Raw genomic sequence first — 19579 nt, forward strand, 5'->3', positions numbered from 1 at the left:
CTTAAAAAGTAAAACGCACCGTTACAGAGTGGTGTCCGGTTTCTTTTACTTTGACCAGAACTTTTGCGCCATCTGGAATACTTACCGCGGCTGTCAACTTATTGTCTCCAGCTGAAGTTAATATAGCGTCAAACTTTTTGCCATCAGCAAGCACAGTTACCGAGCCGGTAACCTTAGCTGCTGGGTAAGGTTTACCGTGATCGCGCAAGTACAGGCTTGTAGCCGCTTCCTCGCGGACTAGCTCAAAGACCATTTCATGTTCTACTTTAACTACGCCCCCGTGAAGTGGCTGAGTGCTTCCATGTGCATTGGCCGACGGTGCAAATACAAGGGCTTTTAATGCAAGCAAAATAACGATTAAAATTGATGTTTTCATATTTTAGTTCTCATAGTTTTATTAATAATTAAAAGCAGCAAACTTGGTGGTTATATAGGTGTTGCTGCACTAACCTATTTAAACCAACTCGTTTGAATTGTTTCTAAGCCACGCTTTTGTGGGTTTTTTACCAAACTTCCAATACAGCAATGGAGTCAGTAAAGTATCCAACAAGGTCGAACTTATCAGCCCAGAAAAAATTACAATGGCCACTGGGTGAAGTATTTCCTTCCCTGGTTGATCCGCCGCCCACAACAGTGGAATTAGAGCAAATGCCGTGACCATGGAAGTCATTAAAACTGGAGACAAACGCTCTTTTGCTCCTCTTATAATCAGTGCCTTATCAAATGACTCTCCTTCAAACCGAATTAAATTAAGGTAATGGCTTATTTTTAAAATGCCATTGCGTGCCGCGATGCCTGTCAGTGTTATAAAGCCCACCACTGACGCAACCGACAGTGACGTAGAGGTAAGCCACATGGCTGTTACTGCACCAATTAATGCCATAGGCAGACTACACATGATAATGGCTGCAAAAGCCCAAGACTGATAACGTAAATACAAAACTAAAAAAATCAGCACAAATGACAAGGCTGACAGACCGATGAGCAGCCGCATTGCTTGTTCTTGGGCCAAAAATTGTCCTTCTAAGCTCGCAAAACTATCATCTGGTAGCGCATGATTTTCAACAACCTCTCGTATAGCAACCATCAATGCTTTTACATCCACATTTTCACTATTAGCATAGAGCACAAGGCGACGACGGCCATTTTCTCTGAGCACTTGGTTAGGCCCATCAAGCAGTTGAATATCAGCAATATAGGATATGGGAATGGCTCCCGCAGGCGAGTCAATTAGAGTGTTCGCAAGCGCTTGTGGTGTTCGGCTCGTATCATCTAAGCGCAGTACCAAAGCAAAACGTTTTACCCCATCAATCACGTCTGTTACGTGTGTGCCTTCGGTTAAAACACTTAACTGCCGCAGTGCTGCACCGGGTGTCAGTCCATACTTTGCTAGCTGTTGATACTTTATACGCACGCTAAGCTGAGGAATTAATACTTGCTTTTCAATATTAATATCCACTAAGCCGGGAACAGACTCTAGCTTCTTACTTAAGGCTTGCGCACTTATTCTCAAAGCTTCTAAATCATCACCAAAAAGCTTTATCGCCAGCTGTGCCCTGACACCTGATAGTAAATGATCGAGTCGGTGTGAGATCGGTTGGCCAATTGCAACTTGCCCTGGCAGCACTGACAATTTCTCACGAATTTCTGCCAGTACTTCTTCGCGGCTGCGCGCAGATGAAATAAGATCGACATCAATTTCCGAAGAATGTACTCCTTCGGCATGCTCATCTAACTCAGCCCGACCTGTTCGCCTACCTACTTGCGTAACTTCGGGTACTGACAACAAAATCGCCTCGGCTAAATGTCCCATCTTGTTTGATTCTTCGAGCGAAGTGCCCGGCTCAAAAATGACACCAAGCACCAATGACCCTTCATTAAATTTAGGTAAAAAAGCGCGTGGAAACTGAGTAATACTGGCAGCTGAGATCACCGCGACTAAACCTGCTATGGCAATGAACTGGGTTGACTTAGGTAGTGCCCACTCTATCCATAGGCTTTGCATATACTTCAGCTGCGTCACTAACCAGCTATCTCCTTGATGGATCACTTTGGATTTTGGCAGCAAGTAGTAACACAGTACTGGCGTAACAGTCATTGACACCAGAAGTGACCCGAGAATCGCAACGATATAAGCCAAACCAAGCGGGGAAAATAACCGCCCCTCTATACCCGGTAAGGCAAATAGAGGAAGAAATACCAGAATCACTATCGCTGTTGCATATACAATACCCGACCGCACCTCAACACTCGCTTGCCAAACTACATTAAAGATCGGTTTTGGTTCTTGTGATTGTGCATTTAGCTTAAGACGCCTGAGAATATTCTCAACATCTACAACAGAATCATCCACCAATTCACCAATTGCAATCGCAAGCCCTCCCAAGGTCATCACATTAATACTTTGCCCCACCCACTGGAATACAAGGACTGTTAAAGCCAACGACAATGGGATAGCAAGCAGTGATATGGCCGTGGTTTTTACCGAGAGTAAAAATAGAAACAAGATGATAGTTACCATAATGGCACCATCTCGCAAGGCTTCGGTGACGTTATCAATTGAGGATTGGATAAAGTCCGCTTGCCTAAAGAGTACTTGTGGAGCAGCCAAACCAGCAGGTAATCCAGAGTTTAGCTCCGCTAATGCTGATTCAATTTGTTTTGTCAGCTGCACAGTATCAGCACTAGGCTGCTTTTGAATATTGACGATCACTGCGGGTTTGCCATTGAAGCCGCCATCCCCCCGTTTTTCGGCTTCCGCGTAACTTACTGTTGCTACTTGTGAAAGTACAATTGGACGCCCTGCTTGCCACCCAACCGCCATGTTTTGTAGATGACTTTCATCGAGAGTTCGACCTTGATGTCGGATCAAGTACTCCTGATTATTCAAGTCGATAAAACCGCCGCCAAAATTCGCAGCAAAGTCTTCCAGTGCACGTTTAAGGGTATCTACATCGATATCAAATTGGCGCATTCGCACAGTATCTGGCGCAACTCTAAGCTGGCGAACTTGCCCTCCAATGGGGATGACTTGAGAAATACCCGGGATCGACAATAGTCTTGGGCGCAATACGAAGTCAGCGTATTCTCGCGCCGCCATTGCATTTATACTGCCAGGCTCATTAATGGGTAAAGCGATTAACATCACTTCTCCCATGATAGACGATACAGGCCCCATAACTGAACTGATCCCGTTAGGAAGTTGCTCTGATGCCAAATCCAGACGCTCCGAAACCAACTGCCGATTTCGATAGATATCCGTATCCCACTCGAATTCAACATAAATGATGGATAACCCGATCCCAGAGGTGGAACGAATACGCGTCACCCCTGTGACACCATTGAGTAAATTTTCCAATGGAAATGTAACCAGTTGCTCAACTTCTTCAGGTGCCATTCCTCCAGCTTCAGTCAGCACGGTAACAACCGGTTTATTCAAGTTGGGAAAGACATCGACAGGCAACTTTTGCCCTTGTATAACTCCGTAAGTCATCATCACAAAAGCAATAAGCAAAACCACCAGTCGATGCTTTAGGCTCGTTTTCACTAAGACATTAAACATGATTGGCTTACCTCACTTGGTTAAGTAACGACGCACCGGTTACCACGACTCGGTTGTCTGCACCTAATCCTTGAGTTACCAACACAAAACCCGGCTGTAAATTTTCATATTTAACCAATTGAGGTAAAAACCGTTCAGCCGAGAGTTTTATCCACACTTGTGGCAAGTTGTTTTGACTGCGAACAATAGCATCAGAAGGTAATACTATGCCGCGCTGTTGCTCATTTATAGGAGCTTGAATCGTAATTCGTTGGTTAACTAAAAGCGCCGGAGCCTCTGCGGCTTTTTCAAGTTCAAAGTTTACATGTATCAATCCATTTACACGCACAGGAGTGTGACCAATATAGTTAAAGTTAAGCGCAGGGTGCGTTATTGCCTTAGCGGTTGATAATATCGCAGGTAAATGACTGTCATTAGTACTCGCTTCAACAATGAGCTGCTCAGGTGAGATTACTTCAAACAGCGTTTGCCCCGCTTCCACCCATTGTCCGCGAGAGACTGCGTGGTTAATCAAAACGCCTGAAACAGGTGAAATTAACACTTCGGGTTTCTCGAGACCTTTTTGCAAGGCGCGTGACTGTTGCGTTAAACTCAATAACTCGGTTTCTAGCTGCTCTAAAGCTTGTTTAGATGCCAGTTCACCCAGTTTCTTTAAACGGCTCACGTCACGCTTGGTTTGCTCTATACGATTTCGAATCGCAATTAACTCACTGGTTTGGCTAGCAAGCTCGTAATCGGTATCTTGATATCGAACAAGCCCCAACACATCACCTGCGACTACTTTGCTGCCACTTGGCAAAATCCCCGCTTCTGGTGCATCCAAACGACCATCACGACTAGATTGAATTTTGGCGTAACCAGCTGGGTGAGGCTTTACAATCGCATCTAAACGAACGTGCTTGTCCGCCATAGATTCTGTTGCAAAGTGGGTTCTAATATTGAGCAATGCCTGATGTTTCATTGGCATAATGACTGAACCATCTGATTGTCGGCCAAGCCCACCATCTGCGCGACTAGCTTTCTGATCTAGGTGTTCGCCATTAGGGCCATGGGCACCGGGTGAAGCCATTACATGTCCAGCTTGCAAGAAAAATGCGCACAATAAAGCGTGTTTTAGTTTCATTATTTACGCTCCTTAAATTGACGACCAATCCAAAAACCGATGACAAACACCATTAACCCAATAGCAATACTCCACCAAGGCGTTTCATGGTGATGTGCTGTGTTGTGATTTTCTTTCACCATGAGAGGCGCTTCGTTTTCAAGGTATGCAACTAACAGGTCACCAAGATCTTCTGTCATGATTGTCAGCACTATTTCATGTGTTCCGCGCTGATTCAGTAAAGTGACTATAGCCTCGTTGCTTAGGCTGTAAGCATTCATTTGCGCAGAGTACGTGGCGCTGGCACTTAGGTCCCCAAGCTCTATTTCTATCGAAGCCCCCGGAATTGGGGCGTTTGATTTAAAATCATGAAGGTAAATGAGCAGCTGGTTCTCTGATAACTCCCCAACAAGCTCAAACGTTTCAGTGAAACTTTCAAACTTAGGTATATTGGAAACCAAAACTTGCTTTGTGGTATCTAAATGCTCTCCATTTGGACCGTGTGCTCCCGGTGATGCATAAACACCAGATAGAAAAAATAGCGATGAAAATACAGCGAATAGCAATCTATACGCCGTCGGCTGCCAATTTTGCAGCAAAAATATTTTTAAAAACATAATAAATCCAGTAAACGACAAAACCAGCCAGAGCGAATATGCACTGACCGTAACAATGTATTTTTGGATTAAACCTTAGGGGGCGGTGTCGTATGTTTTAGAAAAGGGGGTGACCAATTAGCACTTAGCGAGACAATCGGGCCAGTTGGTTTAATTTCAGGCTCTGTAACTTGAGAAACTTCGACAATAGCAGTAATACAGCACTCCAAATCTTGGTTAATGTGCTCTACTGCTTCTTTTGTGAACGAAAGGGTAAATTCACCGTCATCTTCATGTTCATGACTGTGCGGTTGTCCTATTTCATGGAGTAAACTATGTTCATCACCTAATGACTTATGCTCCCCTTCATGCACAACGCTTCCGAATACCTGAGTACTCAGAACGCAAAACATGATAAATATGAGAATAAGTTGACGCATTAGTTGAACGATAAGTTTAAATTCTTTTTGATGCTAGCATTGAATTTGCTAAAGCTCAATTTATAAATAGCGGATTTTTAGCTTGAATGTAAATACACCTATTTTATTTTAATGGCTGATAAACTGCCTTCAGCCCCCTTTTTAAATAGGCGGCGGTGTTGGCTATGCAGGTATGATAGAAACCAGAATAGCCATTACACCTGCATCTTTATTGAGTTAATTTAGCTTTGATTCAATTGCAATAAATCCCACTTATTTCCGTATAGATCTTGGAAAACAACCACGGTACCGTACTCTTCCACTCGTGGCTCTTCATTAAATAAAACACCATTTTTTTTCATCAACTCATAATCGCGCCAAAAGTCGTTGGTGTGTAAAAACAAAAAAACACGCCCGCCGCTTTGATTGCCCACAGCCAACTTTTGCTCTTCAGAGCTTGCTTGGGCTAAGAGTAAATTAGCGCCGTTCGAGTTAGGAGGCGACACTTGAACCCAGCGCTTCCCTCCTCCTAATTCTGTATCTTCCACCAAGGTAAACTGTAACTTTTTCGTATAAAAATCAATAGCATCATCGTAGTTATCAACAACGAGGGCCACGCTGCCAATTTGCTGCTGTGTAATTTTTGACATAACGGTGTCCAATATTAAAAAGCCAAGTGTAACCTTAAATTACCTTACAAAAAAAGCGTATCCCATTTGCTCGGTTTGCTAATCGATTGCCTTGCGCTCCAGCCAATGAGTACGATTCACTGAATAGCAAATATGGTTCACAAAATGGTCGTACAAATACTCTGCATCTCGTTTAATACCTTTGCGGCTCAACCCCAAGCGTGTCGCAATCGCCTGACTTCTATAATTGTGCTCCGCAATTGACAAAGAGACCTGATCCAATTGCAATTCAGTAAACGCATAATCCACAAGGTAAGCAACACACGTCGTCGCTATGCCTTGTCCCTGCGACTTCTCTGCTAACCAATACCCAATGTTGGCACAGCGGTTGATTTTATCAATTGGATGATAGCCACACATCCCTACCAGCGAATTATCACTATATATTCCGCCCATAATACCAAGGCCATCATGATACTGTTGATGTGTTGATTGTATAAAAGCTTCTGAATCTAGGTGAGAATTAGTTAAATCGAGCCAAGGAAGCCACTCTTTTAGGTAAGACCTATTTGCCTCGACTAAAGAAAACAGCGTTTGCGCATCTGAAATATCAAGTAACTTAACACTTAACCCACATCTTACCTCGAGTTTAACCACAATTTTTCTCCTTGTTGATAGCACCAAAAATACAAAAAAGAACCCGTATTTAATCTAAAGCGACCGTAGATTCGTTTGTCCCCATAAAAAAACTAACAAGTCAAAGGGCATTTGTGAAGTAGTTACACTAATATTATGAATAATTTATCAAATCAAATAATTAACATACTTTTAAACCCTCTTTTATTCACAAAGCTGTAGACTATGGGCAATAACATATTTCACTAGGTTAGTAATGAAACCATCACTATTATCTATTATTTTAACAGCGACCCTGCTGGGCACAGGCTGTCAACAAACATCAAGCCAGCTGGGCAATACACAGCCCGAAGAGCATAAGACCATGAGAGTCGCAACGTTCAATGTAAGTATGGAAGCAACCAATTACCAGATTGAAGACAAGCTAGATACATCAGGGAATGTGCTGACTAACGCTCTGAAAAGTGGTGAAGTGCAGCAAATCAACAATATCGCACAGATCATTCAACAAACTCGCCCTGACATTATTTTATTAAATGAGTTTGACTATATTGCCAACCCCGAACTTGGGATTAACTTGTTTAAGCAGCAATATTTAGAAGTCTCTCAAAATGGTTTTGAGCCAATAACTTACCCACACGTATACCTTGCACCAGTTAATACGGGGGTCAAAACACCGTTGACTGGACAAGACAGTAAATTAACGCACTATGGCTTTGGTAAATATCCTGGCCAATACGGCATGGTAGTGCTGTCAAAGTATCCTATAAACTCAAACCAAGTACGTACTTTCCAAAAGTTTTTGTGGAAAGATATGCCTGACAACTTAATGCCTACATACCAAGACGGCAGTAATTGGTACGCCAAGTCAGAAAGTGAAATCATGAGACTTTCCTCTAAATCGCATTGGGATATTCCCGTGAGAGTATGCGATAAACAGCTCAACGTGTTAGCAAGCCACCCTACTCCGCCAGTGTTCGATGGTCCTGAAGATAGAAATGGAAAAAGAAATCACGATGAGCTTAGACTTTGGAAAGACTATATTTCTGACTCAGGGAATAGCTACATATATGACGACGCAGGTATAACCGGCGGTATTAGCAATCAGTCGTTTGTTATTCTAGGCGACTTAAATGCCAGTGATGTAGATGGAGACGCTCATCCAAACGCCATAAGACAATTGCTGACACACCAGAGAGTCAATAATTATGCTGCCCCTGAATCTAGAGGCGGAAAGCTGAATAAACCGCAAAATCTAAATGCAGCCACACACACTGCGCACTGGGGAATGAGAGCAGACTATGTGCTGCCGTCTAGTAATTTAGCAGTGGTCAATAGCGGGGTTTTCTGGCCCGCAACAGATGAACAAGGCATTGAGCTTGTTGCCGATAGAGCAGCCTCATCAGACCATCGATTAGTTTGGGTTGATATCGCTTTGTCATCAATCTGTTCAAAGTAGACTTTGCAAACCGCTGATTGGGCCGACCCAATCAGCTAGGTTTTATTACTTATGACCTATTGTCCAATAACGACAAAAGTTAAAATCGGTCTGGGCCCACAGGCAAGTGCCAAATTGGGCCTGTAAGATTAAACTGCTCAAATATCTCGGCAGCTTCGGCAACAGACCATTTTGCCCAATCAGAATTGAGGTGATTGCCGTACCACACTTTGGAAAACTCCCAGATATGACTTATCGGCTGTACATCGCCTTGTGCCAACCCGTGGCGCGCGCACCACTGTTCGATAGCAGAATTTGATTCAAACATCAGCATCGTGCTACATGTGTAAATCACATTGTCCCATGCTTTTTCCATTGGGATTGGAAAATGAATATATAAGTCATCATTGATAACATTCCCACCTTTAATTTCGATGTTCACTTGCTTTGATTCACTGCCCAAAGTTGTGGTGATCGTCAAGTCACGATCTAGAAGTGCAGCCGCCCCCAATGCGCACCAAGCACAATTTCCCCACCAGCCATTTTGACCGGCTTGAATCCAAAAATTAGTTGGCGCAGCTGAAAAAGGGTGCATTACCCATATCTCACTGGACACGGGGTGTAATACAACGCCATGATCATCTTGTAGCATTTTGAGTGCATCAATCACATCCTGCCTTGTGACGCCAAAAGCGTTAGCCAGCTTCTCTATCTTTGGTGCTGTCGTAAACTCAACAAAGTGCTTTATAATGTAGTAATGCAAACTTGCAGTGTTTAAATTCATTGCTCTCTCACAACGTGCCTACCGGAAAAACCGGTTCATAAAATTCGCCTACCAGCTTATCGAGTATAAAATATAGTCCAGATTTACTCCTCACTAGAGCCTCATGAAAACACATACCAATGACTTCAGATGACACTTCGAAATACGTCCGCCAACGCTTTATCAATTAGATAAAATGTCACATACAGCTGTGGATATTGGCGGCAAGTATGAACTGCTATTTGGGCAGCCTCTTCATATGGGTAACCATATGCGCCACATGATATTGCTGGAAAAGCCACTGAATGGCAGCCGTTTTTTATCGCTAACTCACATGCACTGCGATAAGCTGACTCAAGTACACTCGCTGGGGTTTGTTCGTTTCTGTATATGGGTCCTGCTGCATGGATCACATATTTTGACCGTAAATTTCCCGCACTCGTGATTCGAGCTTCACCAAACGGACATCGAATACCATTGACTGCTTTAACTTTTCGGCATGCATCCAGCAATCCAGCGCCTGCGGCCCGGTGAATTGCGCCATCAACTCCGCCGCCACCCAACATTTTGGGGTTAGCAGCATTCACAATGGCATCGGCTTCAGAGGAAGTAATATCTCCTATGATTAATTCTATATTGCCGTCTAGTTTCAAACACCTAACCTCACATTTCTATTTCAATCTAAACTTAACGCGCTGCCCTGACCGTATAATCGGTAATCCAACCTATCGACTGGTTATTTCTTACAACACGATACCATTCGTTTGGTTCAAAAAGTACTGTCGACGTTTCATCAACAATAGTATTAAACTCGAAGTTATCATAGTCTTGAAGCTAGGTGCTTCAGGAGCCTTTCTGAGCTCTATCAATATACTAAACAGGTGCCCACAATGCGCAACCTACTGTGTTGTAATGAACACCCTGTTAGAAAACTCCTCGTCCATTTTGGCATACCTTTAAACCCCCACACAAAAAATACCAGCAGGCCTAGAACGAAATTGGCTTTAGGAACGCGTCAGGAAGTTACTTTGATTGAGGATTGGGCATTTCTGTTTGTATCGGTGCATTTGCCTGATCTGCCTGCTTCTTGTCGTCAAATTGCTCATACCATATCCCGGAGATAGGTGCCATATTCAATAGGTTGAGGGTTGCAATATCTTCTATACGAAACACTATCTCACCTGAGCTTTCGACATTTTTGTAATCATGGATCAGGTCGTCATTTTCACAGTACTTTACCTGTGACATCAAAATAAAGTCCGACGCAATTTTGTTGTTAGAAATAGATGTGTAAAGCCGCTTTGAGATTTCACCATAATAGAACGACTCAATCTCATCGTTCTCTTATGGCACATTAAACTGGGCATAAATCCAAACCTTTTCGACGTCACCCGCCTTACCCAACGAGGATATTTCATCTGACATGTCACAACCGATTAGAGATAGTAATAACAGAATTGAAAAAGCGTATTTCACCTGCTCTCCGAATACTTTTTCTTCAATTATTGTTGGTTTATTATTTTTTCCACACAATGACATTAAAAGAAGGTTGGGAAGTAATGAGTGTACTAATTCGAGATACAATGAAAAAACTATTCTTTTATTCAGAAAATAACTCTTCGGTTGTTATTTAACACATGATATACCTGTCAAATAGAAACCGAAGAACCAAAACACGCCTATAAAAAGCCTTTCACTTGTTCGCTGCGATAAATGTATCTTAGCAAACATTTGTAAAGGCTCTTTATACGCTTTTAACAAAAATATCGAAGCAGCGCTTAACTACCGAATAGTCGTTGTTTTAAAACGTCATCACTTGGGCAAGTTAAACTCAAAGCTTGATTAAATTCATTTTTAGATAGCACCCGACCATGATGTGATGATACATATTGAGCCACATCTACCCTCACCGATTGAAGCTTTTTGTTTAGAGTCTCAGTGCGATAATATACATCGCGACTCGGCCAACTATTGGGTGAGTGAAAGCCTCGTGCCAAGCTACTGCCAAACATGTCTTCAGCAAAAAGAATCTTCTGTTCAGGAAGGTATACCACCAAATTGTGGTCCGCATGGCTACTTGGCACATCAAACACCTGTACCTTGTCATTGGCAACCTTTAACGCATCTCGCACCAAGGTCAACCTGCTGGAGTCAATCGGTATACTTAGGCTCGCCTTTACTGCATTGACATGTTGAGGAAGCATCAATAATTGAGCGCCATGTTCTACTACCTCTGAGAGCCCCATCAAGTGGTCGTCATGATGGTGAGTGACAATAAAATGTGAAACCGGTTTTTGCTCTGCGGTAAATTGATGTAGTTTTTCCAATCGTTTTTGCCACGTAAATTTATCTCCGGGCATTTGCCATGCTCCCATTGACACGTATGACTTGCCAATATCTGCAAATAGCGTGAAGCTCCACCCCTGTCCAACTAAAAAGACGCCGTCGGCAAGCTGATTAACACTGGGTTGCTCAAAATCTAGATATGCCACAGGCTGACGGCGTTTGTACTTGGCAGGCATTAATTCAGCTGAAGAAAGGGGTAGCTCCATTGTCAAACTTCGCTCGGTGACATGCGCAATTGGATGCTGTTCACGGCTCACCATCACCTCAGTTGCCCATGTAATACCAATACGATTCTTTGTATGTACTAAAAAGTCATACCGTGTTGGCTGCTCACCTGCTTTACGGATCACCCTAGATACCAACCCTGAATCAGTATTGATGAAAACAGTGTGTAGTTCGTTATTTTGTTGATACTTGAGAACATCATGGGCTTGACCATGTATATACGCCACCCCCTCGCTGCTAACTTGCTTCTTGTGCTTCGCGAGCTGTTTGACAATTAGCGTGTCGACGCCATGCTCCATGCCCAATCCAACTGAATTCCAGTGTATTCGTTCGCTAGGCTGAAAGGTTTGCAAACAGTGATCAATGTATGCGCCTTTGCCTTCGATAAAACGCCTATCTAGGGTAACCAGAGTATGATAACCATAGTTACCAAGTAAGTTCTGATCACTTCGCTTAAATACTTTGTTCTTGTTAACAAAGTCGATGTTTAGTTGCTGATTGTATTTATGCAGCGCAATGCCATGCGCGCCCTCCCCTGCATGACCGGATTGTCCCTTGGTATAGCGTAGTTGCTGTTCTTTTATGCTTAACTGCTGCATTGTCATCAATGCCTCAGCACCGTATGCCGATACAGCTCTCTCAATTGCCTTGCTGGCGATTTCATCAGCAATAGAATGCTGGCTATAAAAAGCCAATAAGCCACTGGCAATATACTGAAAGGCGGCTAGTTTTTTGAGCGACTTATTCGAAGAAAGTAAACACATAGCATGACTCCTTAACTTGTGTAAAATCAAAGTCTCTACTGTGCGTCGGGAGGCAAAGAGTACAACAATGGCACGCTGATGAAATCATGATGAATAACTGATATCTATACTTTACAATAGGTTATAAAAAAACACCGTGCTCGACAGCAACAAATTATATTCATATACTCGTGCATATTCAGAGCCGCAGTCTTAAATTTATGCCATCACCACAGCGTTTTTTTATTGAAGATCACCTCATTGATTTATCACGTTCAGAAATAATTAGTGCAGACCAAAGTGTTAAAGTAGAGCCGAAGGTTTTACAAGTGCTTCTCTTACTTGCACAAAACGCACAACAAGTGGTGAGCCATCAAGACATCATGGAACAAGTTTGGCAAGGCACTGAAGTAGTCCCTAATGCACTTCAGCGTTGTATCGCACGTCTGCGTAAAGTACTTGGTGACGATGCTAAATCGCCACGGATCATTGCGACACATCCTAAAATTGGGTACCGATTGATGACCGAAGTACGCTGGGATAAGGACAACCCCTCACCAAATACTGTGAACAAGCAGTTTTTAGTGTTACACAATAAACAGCTCGTGTGGGGGATATTGGGTGGCATGGTATTGCTAACTGGGCTGCTTATCCTGATAAACTCCGCGCCGCAAGCCCTCAATATCAAAGCATTAAAGCAATTAACCTTTACTGACGCGTTTGAAAGTGAAGCTACATACAGCCCGGATGGACAATACATCGTTTTTAACCGCCATGTTCAATCCTGCCAAAGCCATATTTGGGCGAAAAACATTCAATCAGGCGTTGAAACACGCTTGAGTGCCGACGCAGGGTTTTATCGCGACACACGATTTACTCCGGATGGCCGCAGTGTGATCTATACAAAACAGCGTGATTGCACCCAACAACACACGCAAAGCCCAGAGCCTCACCAAGCTAATTGCTGGCAAATTAACATGCTAGACTTTGCTGAGTCATTAGTAGCGCCGCAAGTATCTTCGGTACGCTATCAATGCCAAGAAAGACCCATAGAGCGACCCATCGCACTGGCGAATCACAACTACACCTTTTTAAGCACACTGCAAAACCGACCTGCCTTAGTTAACTACAATGCCATAGACCAAAAGATCAGGGCAGTCTTCACCTCATCAACGGACTCAATTTACACCTATGATTACGCGCCACAGCACAATTACTTTGCTGTACTCTATTATACCCAGCAACGCGAACACGTTTTAGCTATTCTCGATTCGAAAGGCAAAGTGACGCAGCAAAATCCTGTTGAATTGGATGACACTGACACTGGAGAAGGTCCGCTCTTTATACGTTTCTCATCAACGGGTGAGTCGCTTCTGGCAATAAAACAAGGCAAACTCTATCAGCTAAGCTTAGAGGGTAAGCTTACTCCATACAACACCACAGTTCAGGGAGTTGTCAGTGCTCAGTATCACCCTAAAAGCAGCCATATTCTAACTATTGCAGGCAATAAGGATACTGATATTTCGCATATTCCTCTTTATGAACCTCCCTCAGCGCCTACACAGAATGGAATAAATCAACATGTTCAACCTTACCCTAGCTTCGCGCGTTCTAAGAGTCGGGAGAAGTTTGCAAAGTATCAACCTCAGGGTGAGCTTATTGCTTTTGTTTCTGCTCGCAGTGGCCGTGATCAAATCTGGTTATGGGATGGCAAACAGGCGACACAATTAAGCCAGTTTGTCGGTCATATTGAAATTGAACAATTAAGCTGGTCTCCTAGCGGGAAAAAAATCGCGGTAGTGAATGATGGAAAACTTAACATCATTGATTTAAAGGGCAAGATCCTAGAAGTCGACACAAAAATACCACTGACACAGGTACTAAGCTGGCATCATGCCTCGCGCCTACTTGTGACCTCCACACAACCATCTAGAGACACATTGTGGGAGCTCGATATTGACACCTCTGATCTTACTCAGTACCCGATTTCAGATGTTAAAGCCGCTTGGGTCTATGAGCAAAATCTCTATATTAGTAACTTCGAAGGTCGTGTTCTTAAGCAAGCTCTGAACTCAGAACCACAAAAGCCGACACCGATACCGACACTCAATGGCAACAGTTTAGTATTACACCAAGACCAATTTTATAGTTATGACAGCCGCTCTGACTACCTGTCTATGTATGACTTAAATGGCGAGCTGCTCAATCGATTAAAACCCCTCAAACCATTTGCTTGGAAAATATCGGATGTCAAAGGCCAGCAAATGCTACTTGAACAGTTGATTGAACTGAATCAGGATATTTTTGAGCTTAGCCTGTAAGTTGCACCTTAACGGATAACGTTCTTTGCCCAAGTTATCGATAAGGCTAACTCTTTACTCTATTGGTATTAATCATTGGCTTAAAAGTGACCTAGAAAAGCCTAGTCTAACTTGGGTTTTCAGCAGTACTGACAGTCGACGTAACTAAACGTTCACTCTTCTCCCCATGGGCGTTACCAAGCATATCGTGTAAGCACATCACACGCTGTTTTTTTATTGTACCACTACAACTACAGGCACTAAATCACATGGTTGAGCATTCGCCTTTTTCACGCCTTCCTTTACTTACTCTTGGTAAAAAGGACTGATAAATAAAGATAATTGACTGAGATAGAGTGCATCAACTAGGCCACACTGAATTCACTATTTTCTTGTTTCGAAATCCTGATTGAACCAGTCTAAAAATCTAAAAGGAACGCAAATATGGGTAAAACACGAGTTGTCCGTGTGATTAGGCGTGCTAAAAAATCCACTTCAACCAAATCCAAAAAGATCTCAAAACAAGGTGCTACTTCTTCATCAAATACTCTAATCGACTTAGAAGTCGATATCGACCCGCAATACCTTGATGAAGAGTGTTGGCTGTATTGTCTATGTCATCAGGAAATATCCAAAAACTAACAATTGGTCCCCCCTCAATTAGCATTGAATATGGAGAAAATTTATGAGTAAAAGCACGATTACGGAGTTGACATACAAGAATAGACACTGCGAACTTGACTCACATGAAATAAATGCAGAAACATTTAAGCGACTAACGAAAACGGCAAAGAGTGAGAAAGATATCACCACCATGTTCGAGGCGCAGTTCAAAGACGGTGAGTTTTATTCACTGCAAATGGTCAAGTCAAAAAAACATGACAACAGCTGCGCTATCTTGGTCCGTGGAGCCTTATTTTCAGAACGAGATAAAGGTGGTAAAACAACCACGAATAGTCTCGAAACTTACTCAAATAAAAACATTGCAAACTACGAGGGCACCTCCGAATACAACAAAACACTGATGGGAAAAACCTTGTTCGATGACGGTGACTTTAACAATATCATCAAAAATGGCGCAACGATCCGAGGCAAGGTTGAGCATAAAGACTACGCAGAAGCCTTGGCCAAAGATATTGAAGTCCTTGCGGATGAGTTTGAAGTCTTTATGAAGTGGGAGTTTCCAGCGCTAGAACAAGCGCTATTAAAGGCTAGTGTCACCCCGGTTAAAGGGGACGAAATGAATAAGTTCCTGCCTATATATTTTAATGATAAAAAAATCATGCCTTCGGAAGGTGATTTTCCCCTACATTTAGCAATGTATAAGTATCGCACGGGGCTGGCATCAGTCGAAGCCATTAATACTGTACTAAAAAGCGTTGGTTTTGAAGATGCTGACTGGCCAACGCTTGTTAGCCTACATCCACACCAAAAGGTGCTAAAGGATAAAGCTCAATGGCTATTAAATAATGCCATTCGTCTGCTAATTTTTGCCGACAAAATAAAACACTATCGACAATTAGAGAAAATGGATACGCCCTCATTAGCCAAAAAGCTAGCTGCTTGTTTCTTGAAAATACTCGCTGGCGTTTCTGCCGTATTTGGTGGCGCAGCCGTGGTTGCGACTGCCGGCATATCTTTAGCAGGTTCAGCCGCGGTCAATGCGGCGCTGGGCTACTACGCAGAAAAATTACTGTCCAATAACAGCCAGACCTTGCGTAATATTCTCGACACAGTCCCATCAATTTTTGCAGTCATTAATAATTATATACTCGCGCGATTTAAAGAGGCTGAACTTACGCTTATAGCAGATTACAACAGTGCAAAAGCGCTGTGTCAGGCCCACGCGGTTAAAACAAAAATACGCGCCGCTTTGGGGGAATCCGAGAAAAAAGAGCAATCTGCTCTAGACAAAGTACTCGCGCAAGCACTCTCTAAACCGGATGCCAAAGAAGCACTGACAAACGCACTACTTGCGACTGTATCCGATGCAAAAACCCCTGCAAAATTACAGTTTGACCAAGAAAACGTTACCCTATAACTGCCTGCAATATAAATGAACAGGGTTAATGGGCTAGCTCAGCGTGAGCGGCCCTTTTTTGCTAGAAAGTCATGTCACTAAGGTACCACTTCCATTCAATTACTTGCTCTCTCTACATAGTCTTTTATATCTTTGAGGTCCTTTTGAATTTCTTTTATCAATGAATTTAAAACGAAACGATTCATAATTTTGGACAGTAATTTTGCAAAAAATGTTTGTGGCTCAGCTTTAAATGACATGGTTAGTGTTGTTACCTCGTCTGACTCATTTATGCTTAATTGAGATAAATACACTGCACCGTGGCTTTCAGCCCTTACGCAATAGTGGTCATTTTCAATAGAGTTTGTTATCCACATAATTTCAGACGCTTCTTTACCACAAAAATTGCGAACTTCTTTCCATTTCAATCCATTGATACCACTTTCAGGACTATCGATAATTTCTATACTTTTTATATTTGATAGCCAAGTCGCTGCATTTTCTATATCGGTGATCACCGACCAAACTCTCATTTTAGAACTCTTGATGTCTATACTTTCAGATATTTGCATTGCTGATTAGCCTCTACTGTCGCTCCACCATTGAATACTTTTAGGTATTTACACGCTGCGTTTAGACACACCACTTCATTAAGTATATGAATAAAATGCGGTGACACAATTTTGAGTCGCAGTTTAGTCATACCGACAGGCAAAATTAAATCTTCTTGGCGATTATCAGCCTGTACGACTGTCGACATGGGTTGTATATGGAGGAAGGCTTTGAGTCTATATATCTACTCAAATTACAATAACTTAATTATCTTATTAAAGAAATTGCAATTTGAGCATTGTAATATCACTGTAGACCCGCAAACAATTAAATTGGTCTCACTGTGCGCAATGTAACTACTTAAGGTACTCTGGTTGAGTAACTATTTGAATAAAAATCGCTTGGGGTTTGTCGTCAAAAGCCAATGACACAGCTTCCGCAGCAACATGCTCCAGTTCTGCCACCGTTGTTTGACGCACGTCATTTGAAAACACGATTAAAGTGACTTGTTGAAGCGTCCCATTGACAATGCTATAACCAAACTTAGACTCCCAGCCATACTTTGATTTTATGTGTTGCTCTGCCAATTGTTGCTTTTCCAACATGCCGGATATAGACCCACCTATATCGCACCCTTGCAATAAGATAAGCATAAGAAAGATTGCAATAACACTTCGCATAATTGTTCCCTTAGATTTACTACAATGTGATTTTCGAGTTCTGTTCAGTTAAACACCAAATCTATCGTATTTTTGGTGATGTAGATGTCTATTTTTATGTTCACTTCTTGAAATTGTACCATTATAAATTGCGAACTCTAGTTTGATACAATAAGGGAGAGCATGTACATACCAAATGCTCAGACTATCCATAAGAGATTAGAAATATAAAGGAAAAGCTCAAATACGTATTCTTACCCTTATATTGAACGCTTATTTCCCATTAATTGTTCAGCTAGCTTGCGATTAAATTTGTCTTGATCTGTTGCGTTCGGCCAAGGCTCGGACATGACCCAACTAGGTACTTTCCTTTTTAGTTTAATTGAAGCAAAAACAATATAAAGCAAAACCTGGGTATCAACAGGGTCTATCTTATTTAGTTCTAAAGCCACTTGCAGCGCAGTATCGTATTGTTGCTGTACCAGTGACTCATGATAGTGCCTATTTAACTCGTTCCACTGCTTACTGATTGCTTGTGTATAACTCGTATAGCTCAGCAAAAAGATGAAAATCATAACTTTGCTCATATTTTATCTTTCCTATGTGTGACCACAGCAGCTTCGGACTAAGTAAAGCTCAATCATATTAATACAAAATGCAATAGCCCCACTGAGAGTCATTGAAGACCTATCATCAGCATAGACTTTTATGTTTTTGATATTGTTTTGCTTTCTTCGAATAGTACTCAGACACTCTCAACTAGGTGACTTTTCAGATCCTATCCACTCGCGATGATATGGCATAGGGAATAACAAACCGCTTTGATTAATTCGCCCACAGATTCCATTTTACTATTCAATAAGTTTAAATTTTTCAATCCTGTAAAAGCACTCATCGTCAATAACGTGCTTGTCCCAATCCACTTCAATTAGCTCGGGAAAGCCATACTCTGAATGGTACTTTATTTCTATACTCGACGCCTCATAGAGCCCTTTCGATGCAGCTTCAAAAAACGCCTCAATCACCAGCCTATCCTCCTCTGGCGCGGCCTTTTCAAAAAATGTGTTGCCGTCAATCACTACAACTTTGGAAACAATCGAGTGCATGCACCCTGCATAGGCTGTGTAACTATAACTCACCGGCTCCTTGTGCAACCAAATACTCTGTTGCTTTTTAACCCTGTCATGTGTTTTCCCTGTTATTGAGTGGTAGGCAATAACCCAAAAACTAAACACAATTGCAGTAACTGCACCGAGCACAATACAAATTAAATAAGGGTTTCGAGAAAGAGATAATTGCATAGTTCACCTTATTATTATCATTTTTTTCTTACTGCCTTTCATCCCTGCGCGAAGTTATTCAGTTTCGCTGCGGTCGATACACAAACAACTTTTATAAAAATATACTTGATTGGATAAAAGTGCTCAATCTCGCGTTTCAGAATATAAGATATTAAGTCATACCAAGTGATTTCAAAGGTTTTATCTCGCTGTATTGAGTGGCTAGCAATCCGCGGAGAACACAACAAAGCTATCAATAAAAAAACCTGAGCACAGCTAAGCGCTCAGGTTTTTTTGCATTTTCTTAGA

At 42.2% G+C, this 19579-nt stretch carries 21 protein-coding genes; 4 read left to right on the forward strand and 17 right to left on the reverse strand.

The window, feature by feature from the left end; all coding sequences use genetic code 11:
- Position 1: 1 nt before the first annotated feature.
- The 7 genes from QNM18_RS02535 to QNM18_RS02565 form a co-directional block, all read right to left on the reverse strand.
- Positions 2-376, reverse strand: a complete 375-nt coding sequence (locus QNM18_RS02535; protein WP_284136218.1) for a hypothetical protein — start codon at positions 374-376, stop codon at positions 2-4.
- A gap of 78 nt (positions 377-454) precedes the next feature.
- A complete protein-coding gene (locus tag QNM18_RS02540; protein ID WP_284136219.1) occupies positions 455-3562 on the reverse strand; it encodes an efflux RND transporter permease subunit in 3108 nt (1035 codons plus the stop codon).
- 7 nt (positions 3563-3569) lie between these two features.
- Positions 3570-4685 carry an efflux RND transporter periplasmic adaptor subunit gene (locus QNM18_RS02545; RefSeq protein WP_284136220.1) on the reverse strand — a complete coding sequence of 372 codons (1116 nt, stop codon included), beginning with the start codon at positions 4683-4685 and terminating at the stop codon, positions 3570-3572.
- Entirely contained in the window at positions 4685-5281 is a 597-nt protein-coding gene (locus tag QNM18_RS02550) for a hypothetical protein (protein WP_211009344.1), read from the reverse strand. Before QNM18_RS02550 ends, QNM18_RS02545 begins: the two co-directional genes overlap by 1 nt.
- A 68-nt stretch (positions 5282-5349) precedes the next feature.
- Positions 5350-5700, reverse strand: a complete 351-nt coding sequence (locus tag QNM18_RS02555; RefSeq protein ID WP_284136221.1) for a hypothetical protein — start codon at positions 5698-5700, stop codon at positions 5350-5352.
- Between the two features lie 221 nt (positions 5701-5921).
- Positions 5922-6329: a VOC family protein gene (locus tag QNM18_RS02560; protein WP_284136222.1), complete on the reverse strand. Its 408-nt coding sequence runs from the start codon at positions 6327-6329 to the stop codon at positions 5922-5924.
- A gap of 78 nt (positions 6330-6407) precedes the next feature.
- Entirely contained in the window at positions 6408-6965 is a 558-nt protein-coding gene (locus QNM18_RS02565) for a GNAT family N-acetyltransferase (protein ID WP_284136223.1), read from the reverse strand.
- Between the two features lie 235 nt (positions 6966-7200).
- On the opposite strand from QNM18_RS02565, the gene QNM18_RS02570 reads away from it, so the two are divergent.
- Positions 7201-8403 carry an endonuclease/exonuclease/phosphatase family protein gene (locus QNM18_RS02570; protein ID WP_284136224.1) on the forward strand — a complete coding sequence of 401 codons (1203 nt, stop codon included), beginning with the start codon at positions 7201-7203 and terminating at the stop codon, positions 8401-8403.
- Positions 8404-8482: 79 nt separating this feature from the next.
- Here the strand turns inward: QNM18_RS02570 and QNM18_RS02575 are convergent, their stop codons facing one another.
- The 5 genes from QNM18_RS02575 to QNM18_RS02595 form a co-directional block, all read right to left on the reverse strand.
- Positions 8483-9166, reverse strand: coding sequence for an alkylmercury lyase family protein (locus QNM18_RS02575; protein WP_211009339.1), 684 nt, complete (start codon positions 9164-9166; stop codon positions 8483-8485).
- A gap of 125 nt (positions 9167-9291) precedes the next feature.
- Entirely contained in the window at positions 9292-9798 is a 507-nt protein-coding gene (locus QNM18_RS02580) for a macro domain-containing protein (RefSeq protein ID WP_284136225.1), read from the reverse strand.
- 370 nt (positions 9799-10168) lie between these two features.
- Positions 10169-10393: a hypothetical protein gene (locus tag QNM18_RS02585; RefSeq protein ID WP_284136226.1), complete on the reverse strand. Its 225-nt coding sequence runs from the start codon at positions 10391-10393 to the stop codon at positions 10169-10171.
- 96 nt (positions 10394-10489) lie between these two features.
- Entirely contained in the window at positions 10490-10621 is a 132-nt protein-coding gene (locus QNM18_RS02590) for a hypothetical protein (RefSeq protein ID WP_284136227.1), read from the reverse strand.
- Between the two features lie 302 nt (positions 10622-10923).
- The gene (locus tag QNM18_RS02595; RefSeq protein ID WP_284136228.1) at positions 10924-12480 is read right to left on the reverse strand and encodes an MBL fold metallo-hydrolase; all 1557 of its coding nucleotides are present in this window, start codon (positions 12478-12480) and stop codon (positions 10924-10926) included.
- Positions 12481-12680: 200 nt separating this feature from the next.
- Here QNM18_RS02595 and QNM18_RS02600 point away from each other — a divergent pair, with 200 nt between their 5' ends.
- From QNM18_RS02600 to QNM18_RS02610, 3 genes are all read left to right on the forward strand, one after another.
- Positions 12681-14780, forward strand: coding sequence for a winged helix-turn-helix domain-containing protein (locus QNM18_RS02600; RefSeq protein ID WP_284136229.1), 2100 nt, complete (start codon positions 12681-12683; stop codon positions 14778-14780).
- A 423-nt stretch (positions 14781-15203) separates the two neighbouring features.
- Complete coding sequence (locus QNM18_RS02605) at positions 15204-15401, forward strand: hypothetical protein (RefSeq protein WP_211009332.1); 198 nt, start codon at positions 15204-15206, stop codon at positions 15399-15401.
- Between the two features lie 43 nt (positions 15402-15444).
- The gene (locus QNM18_RS02610; RefSeq protein ID WP_284136230.1) at positions 15445-16800 is read left to right on the forward strand and encodes a hypothetical protein; all 1356 of its coding nucleotides are present in this window, start codon (positions 15445-15447) and stop codon (positions 16798-16800) included.
- A gap of 95 nt (positions 16801-16895) precedes the next feature.
- Here the strand turns inward: QNM18_RS02610 and QNM18_RS02615 are convergent, their stop codons facing one another.
- From QNM18_RS02615 to QNM18_RS02635, 5 genes are all read right to left on the reverse strand, one after another.
- A complete protein-coding gene (locus tag QNM18_RS02615) occupies positions 16896-17351 on the reverse strand; it encodes an SRPBCC family protein (RefSeq protein WP_284136231.1) in 456 nt (151 codons plus the stop codon).
- The gene (locus tag QNM18_RS02620; RefSeq protein ID WP_284136232.1) at positions 17330-17539 is read right to left on the reverse strand and encodes a hypothetical protein; all 210 of its coding nucleotides are present in this window, start codon (positions 17537-17539) and stop codon (positions 17330-17332) included. The genes QNM18_RS02615 and QNM18_RS02620 overlap by 22 nt, the downstream gene beginning before the upstream one ends.
- Positions 17540-17687: 148 nt before the next feature.
- Entirely contained in the window at positions 17688-18011 is a 324-nt protein-coding gene (locus tag QNM18_RS02625) for a hypothetical protein (RefSeq protein ID WP_284136233.1), read from the reverse strand.
- Between the two features lie 239 nt (positions 18012-18250).
- Positions 18251-18577 carry a hypothetical protein gene (locus tag QNM18_RS02630; protein WP_211009328.1) on the reverse strand — a complete coding sequence of 109 codons (327 nt, stop codon included), beginning with the start codon at positions 18575-18577 and terminating at the stop codon, positions 18251-18253.
- 264 nt (positions 18578-18841) lie between these two features.
- The gene (locus QNM18_RS02635; protein WP_211009327.1) at positions 18842-19291 is read right to left on the reverse strand and encodes a DUF6174 domain-containing protein; all 450 of its coding nucleotides are present in this window, start codon (positions 19289-19291) and stop codon (positions 18842-18844) included.
- Positions 19292-19579 lie beyond the last annotated feature (288 nt).

This window comes from Pseudoalteromonas obscura (genome assembly GCF_030135505.1).
GTDB lineage: Bacteria > Pseudomonadota > Gammaproteobacteria > Enterobacterales > Alteromonadaceae > Pseudoalteromonas > Pseudoalteromonas obscura.

Excerpts from the sequence above, each read along its gene's own strand:
- QNM18_RS02535 (WP_284136218.1), bottom strand. The coding sequence starts at position 376 with ATGAAAACATCAATTTTAATCGTTATTTTGCTTGCATTAAAAGCCCTT.
- QNM18_RS02540 (WP_284136219.1), bottom strand. The coding sequence starts at position 3,562 with ATGTTTAATGTCTTAGTGAAAACGAGCCTAAAGCATCGACTGGTGGTT.
- QNM18_RS02545 (WP_284136220.1), bottom strand. The coding sequence starts at position 4,685 with ATGAAACTAAAACACGCTTTATTGTGCGCATTTTTCTTGCAAGCTGGA.
- QNM18_RS02550 (WP_211009344.1), bottom strand. The coding sequence starts at position 5,281 with ATGTTTTTAAAAATATTTTTGCTGCAAAATTGGCAGCCGACGGCGTAT.
- QNM18_RS02555 (WP_284136221.1), bottom strand. The coding sequence starts at position 5,700 with ATGCGTCAACTTATTCTCATATTTATCATGTTTTGCGTTCTGAGTACT.
- QNM18_RS02560 (WP_284136222.1), bottom strand. The coding sequence starts at position 6,329 with ATGTCAAAAATTACACAGCAGCAAATTGGCAGCGTGGCCCTCGTTGTT.
- QNM18_RS02570 (WP_284136224.1), top strand. The coding sequence starts at position 7,201 with ATGAAACCATCACTATTATCTATTATTTTAACAGCGACCCTGCTGGGC.
- QNM18_RS02575 (WP_211009339.1), bottom strand. The coding sequence starts at position 9,166 with ATGAATTTAAACACTGCAAGTTTGCATTACTACATTATAAAGCACTTT.
- QNM18_RS02585 (WP_284136226.1), bottom strand. The coding sequence starts at position 10,393 with ATGTCACAGGTAAAGTACTGTGAAAATGACGACCTGATCCATGATTAC.
- QNM18_RS02595 (WP_284136228.1), bottom strand. The coding sequence starts at position 12,480 with ATGTGTTTACTTTCTTCGAATAAGTCGCTCAAAAAACTAGCCGCCTTT.
- QNM18_RS02600 (WP_284136229.1), top strand. The coding sequence starts at position 12,681 with ATGCCATCACCACAGCGTTTTTTTATTGAAGATCACCTCATTGATTTA.
- QNM18_RS02605 (WP_211009332.1), top strand. The coding sequence starts at position 15,204 with ATGGGTAAAACACGAGTTGTCCGTGTGATTAGGCGTGCTAAAAAATCC.
- QNM18_RS02610 (WP_284136230.1), top strand. The coding sequence starts at position 15,445 with ATGAGTAAAAGCACGATTACGGAGTTGACATACAAGAATAGACACTGC.
- QNM18_RS02615 (WP_284136231.1), bottom strand. The coding sequence starts at position 17,351 with ATGCAAATATCTGAAAGTATAGACATCAAGAGTTCTAAAATGAGAGTT.
- QNM18_RS02620 (WP_284136232.1), bottom strand. The coding sequence starts at position 17,539 with ATGTCGACAGTCGTACAGGCTGATAATCGCCAAGAAGATTTAATTTTG.
- QNM18_RS02625 (WP_284136233.1), bottom strand. The coding sequence starts at position 18,011 with ATGCGAAGTGTTATTGCAATCTTTCTTATGCTTATCTTATTGCAAGGG.
- QNM18_RS02630 (WP_211009328.1), bottom strand. The coding sequence starts at position 18,577 with ATGAGCAAAGTTATGATTTTCATCTTTTTGCTGAGCTATACGAGTTAT.
- QNM18_RS02635 (WP_211009327.1), bottom strand. The coding sequence starts at position 19,291 with ATGCAATTATCTCTTTCTCGAAACCCTTATTTAATTTGTATTGTGCTC.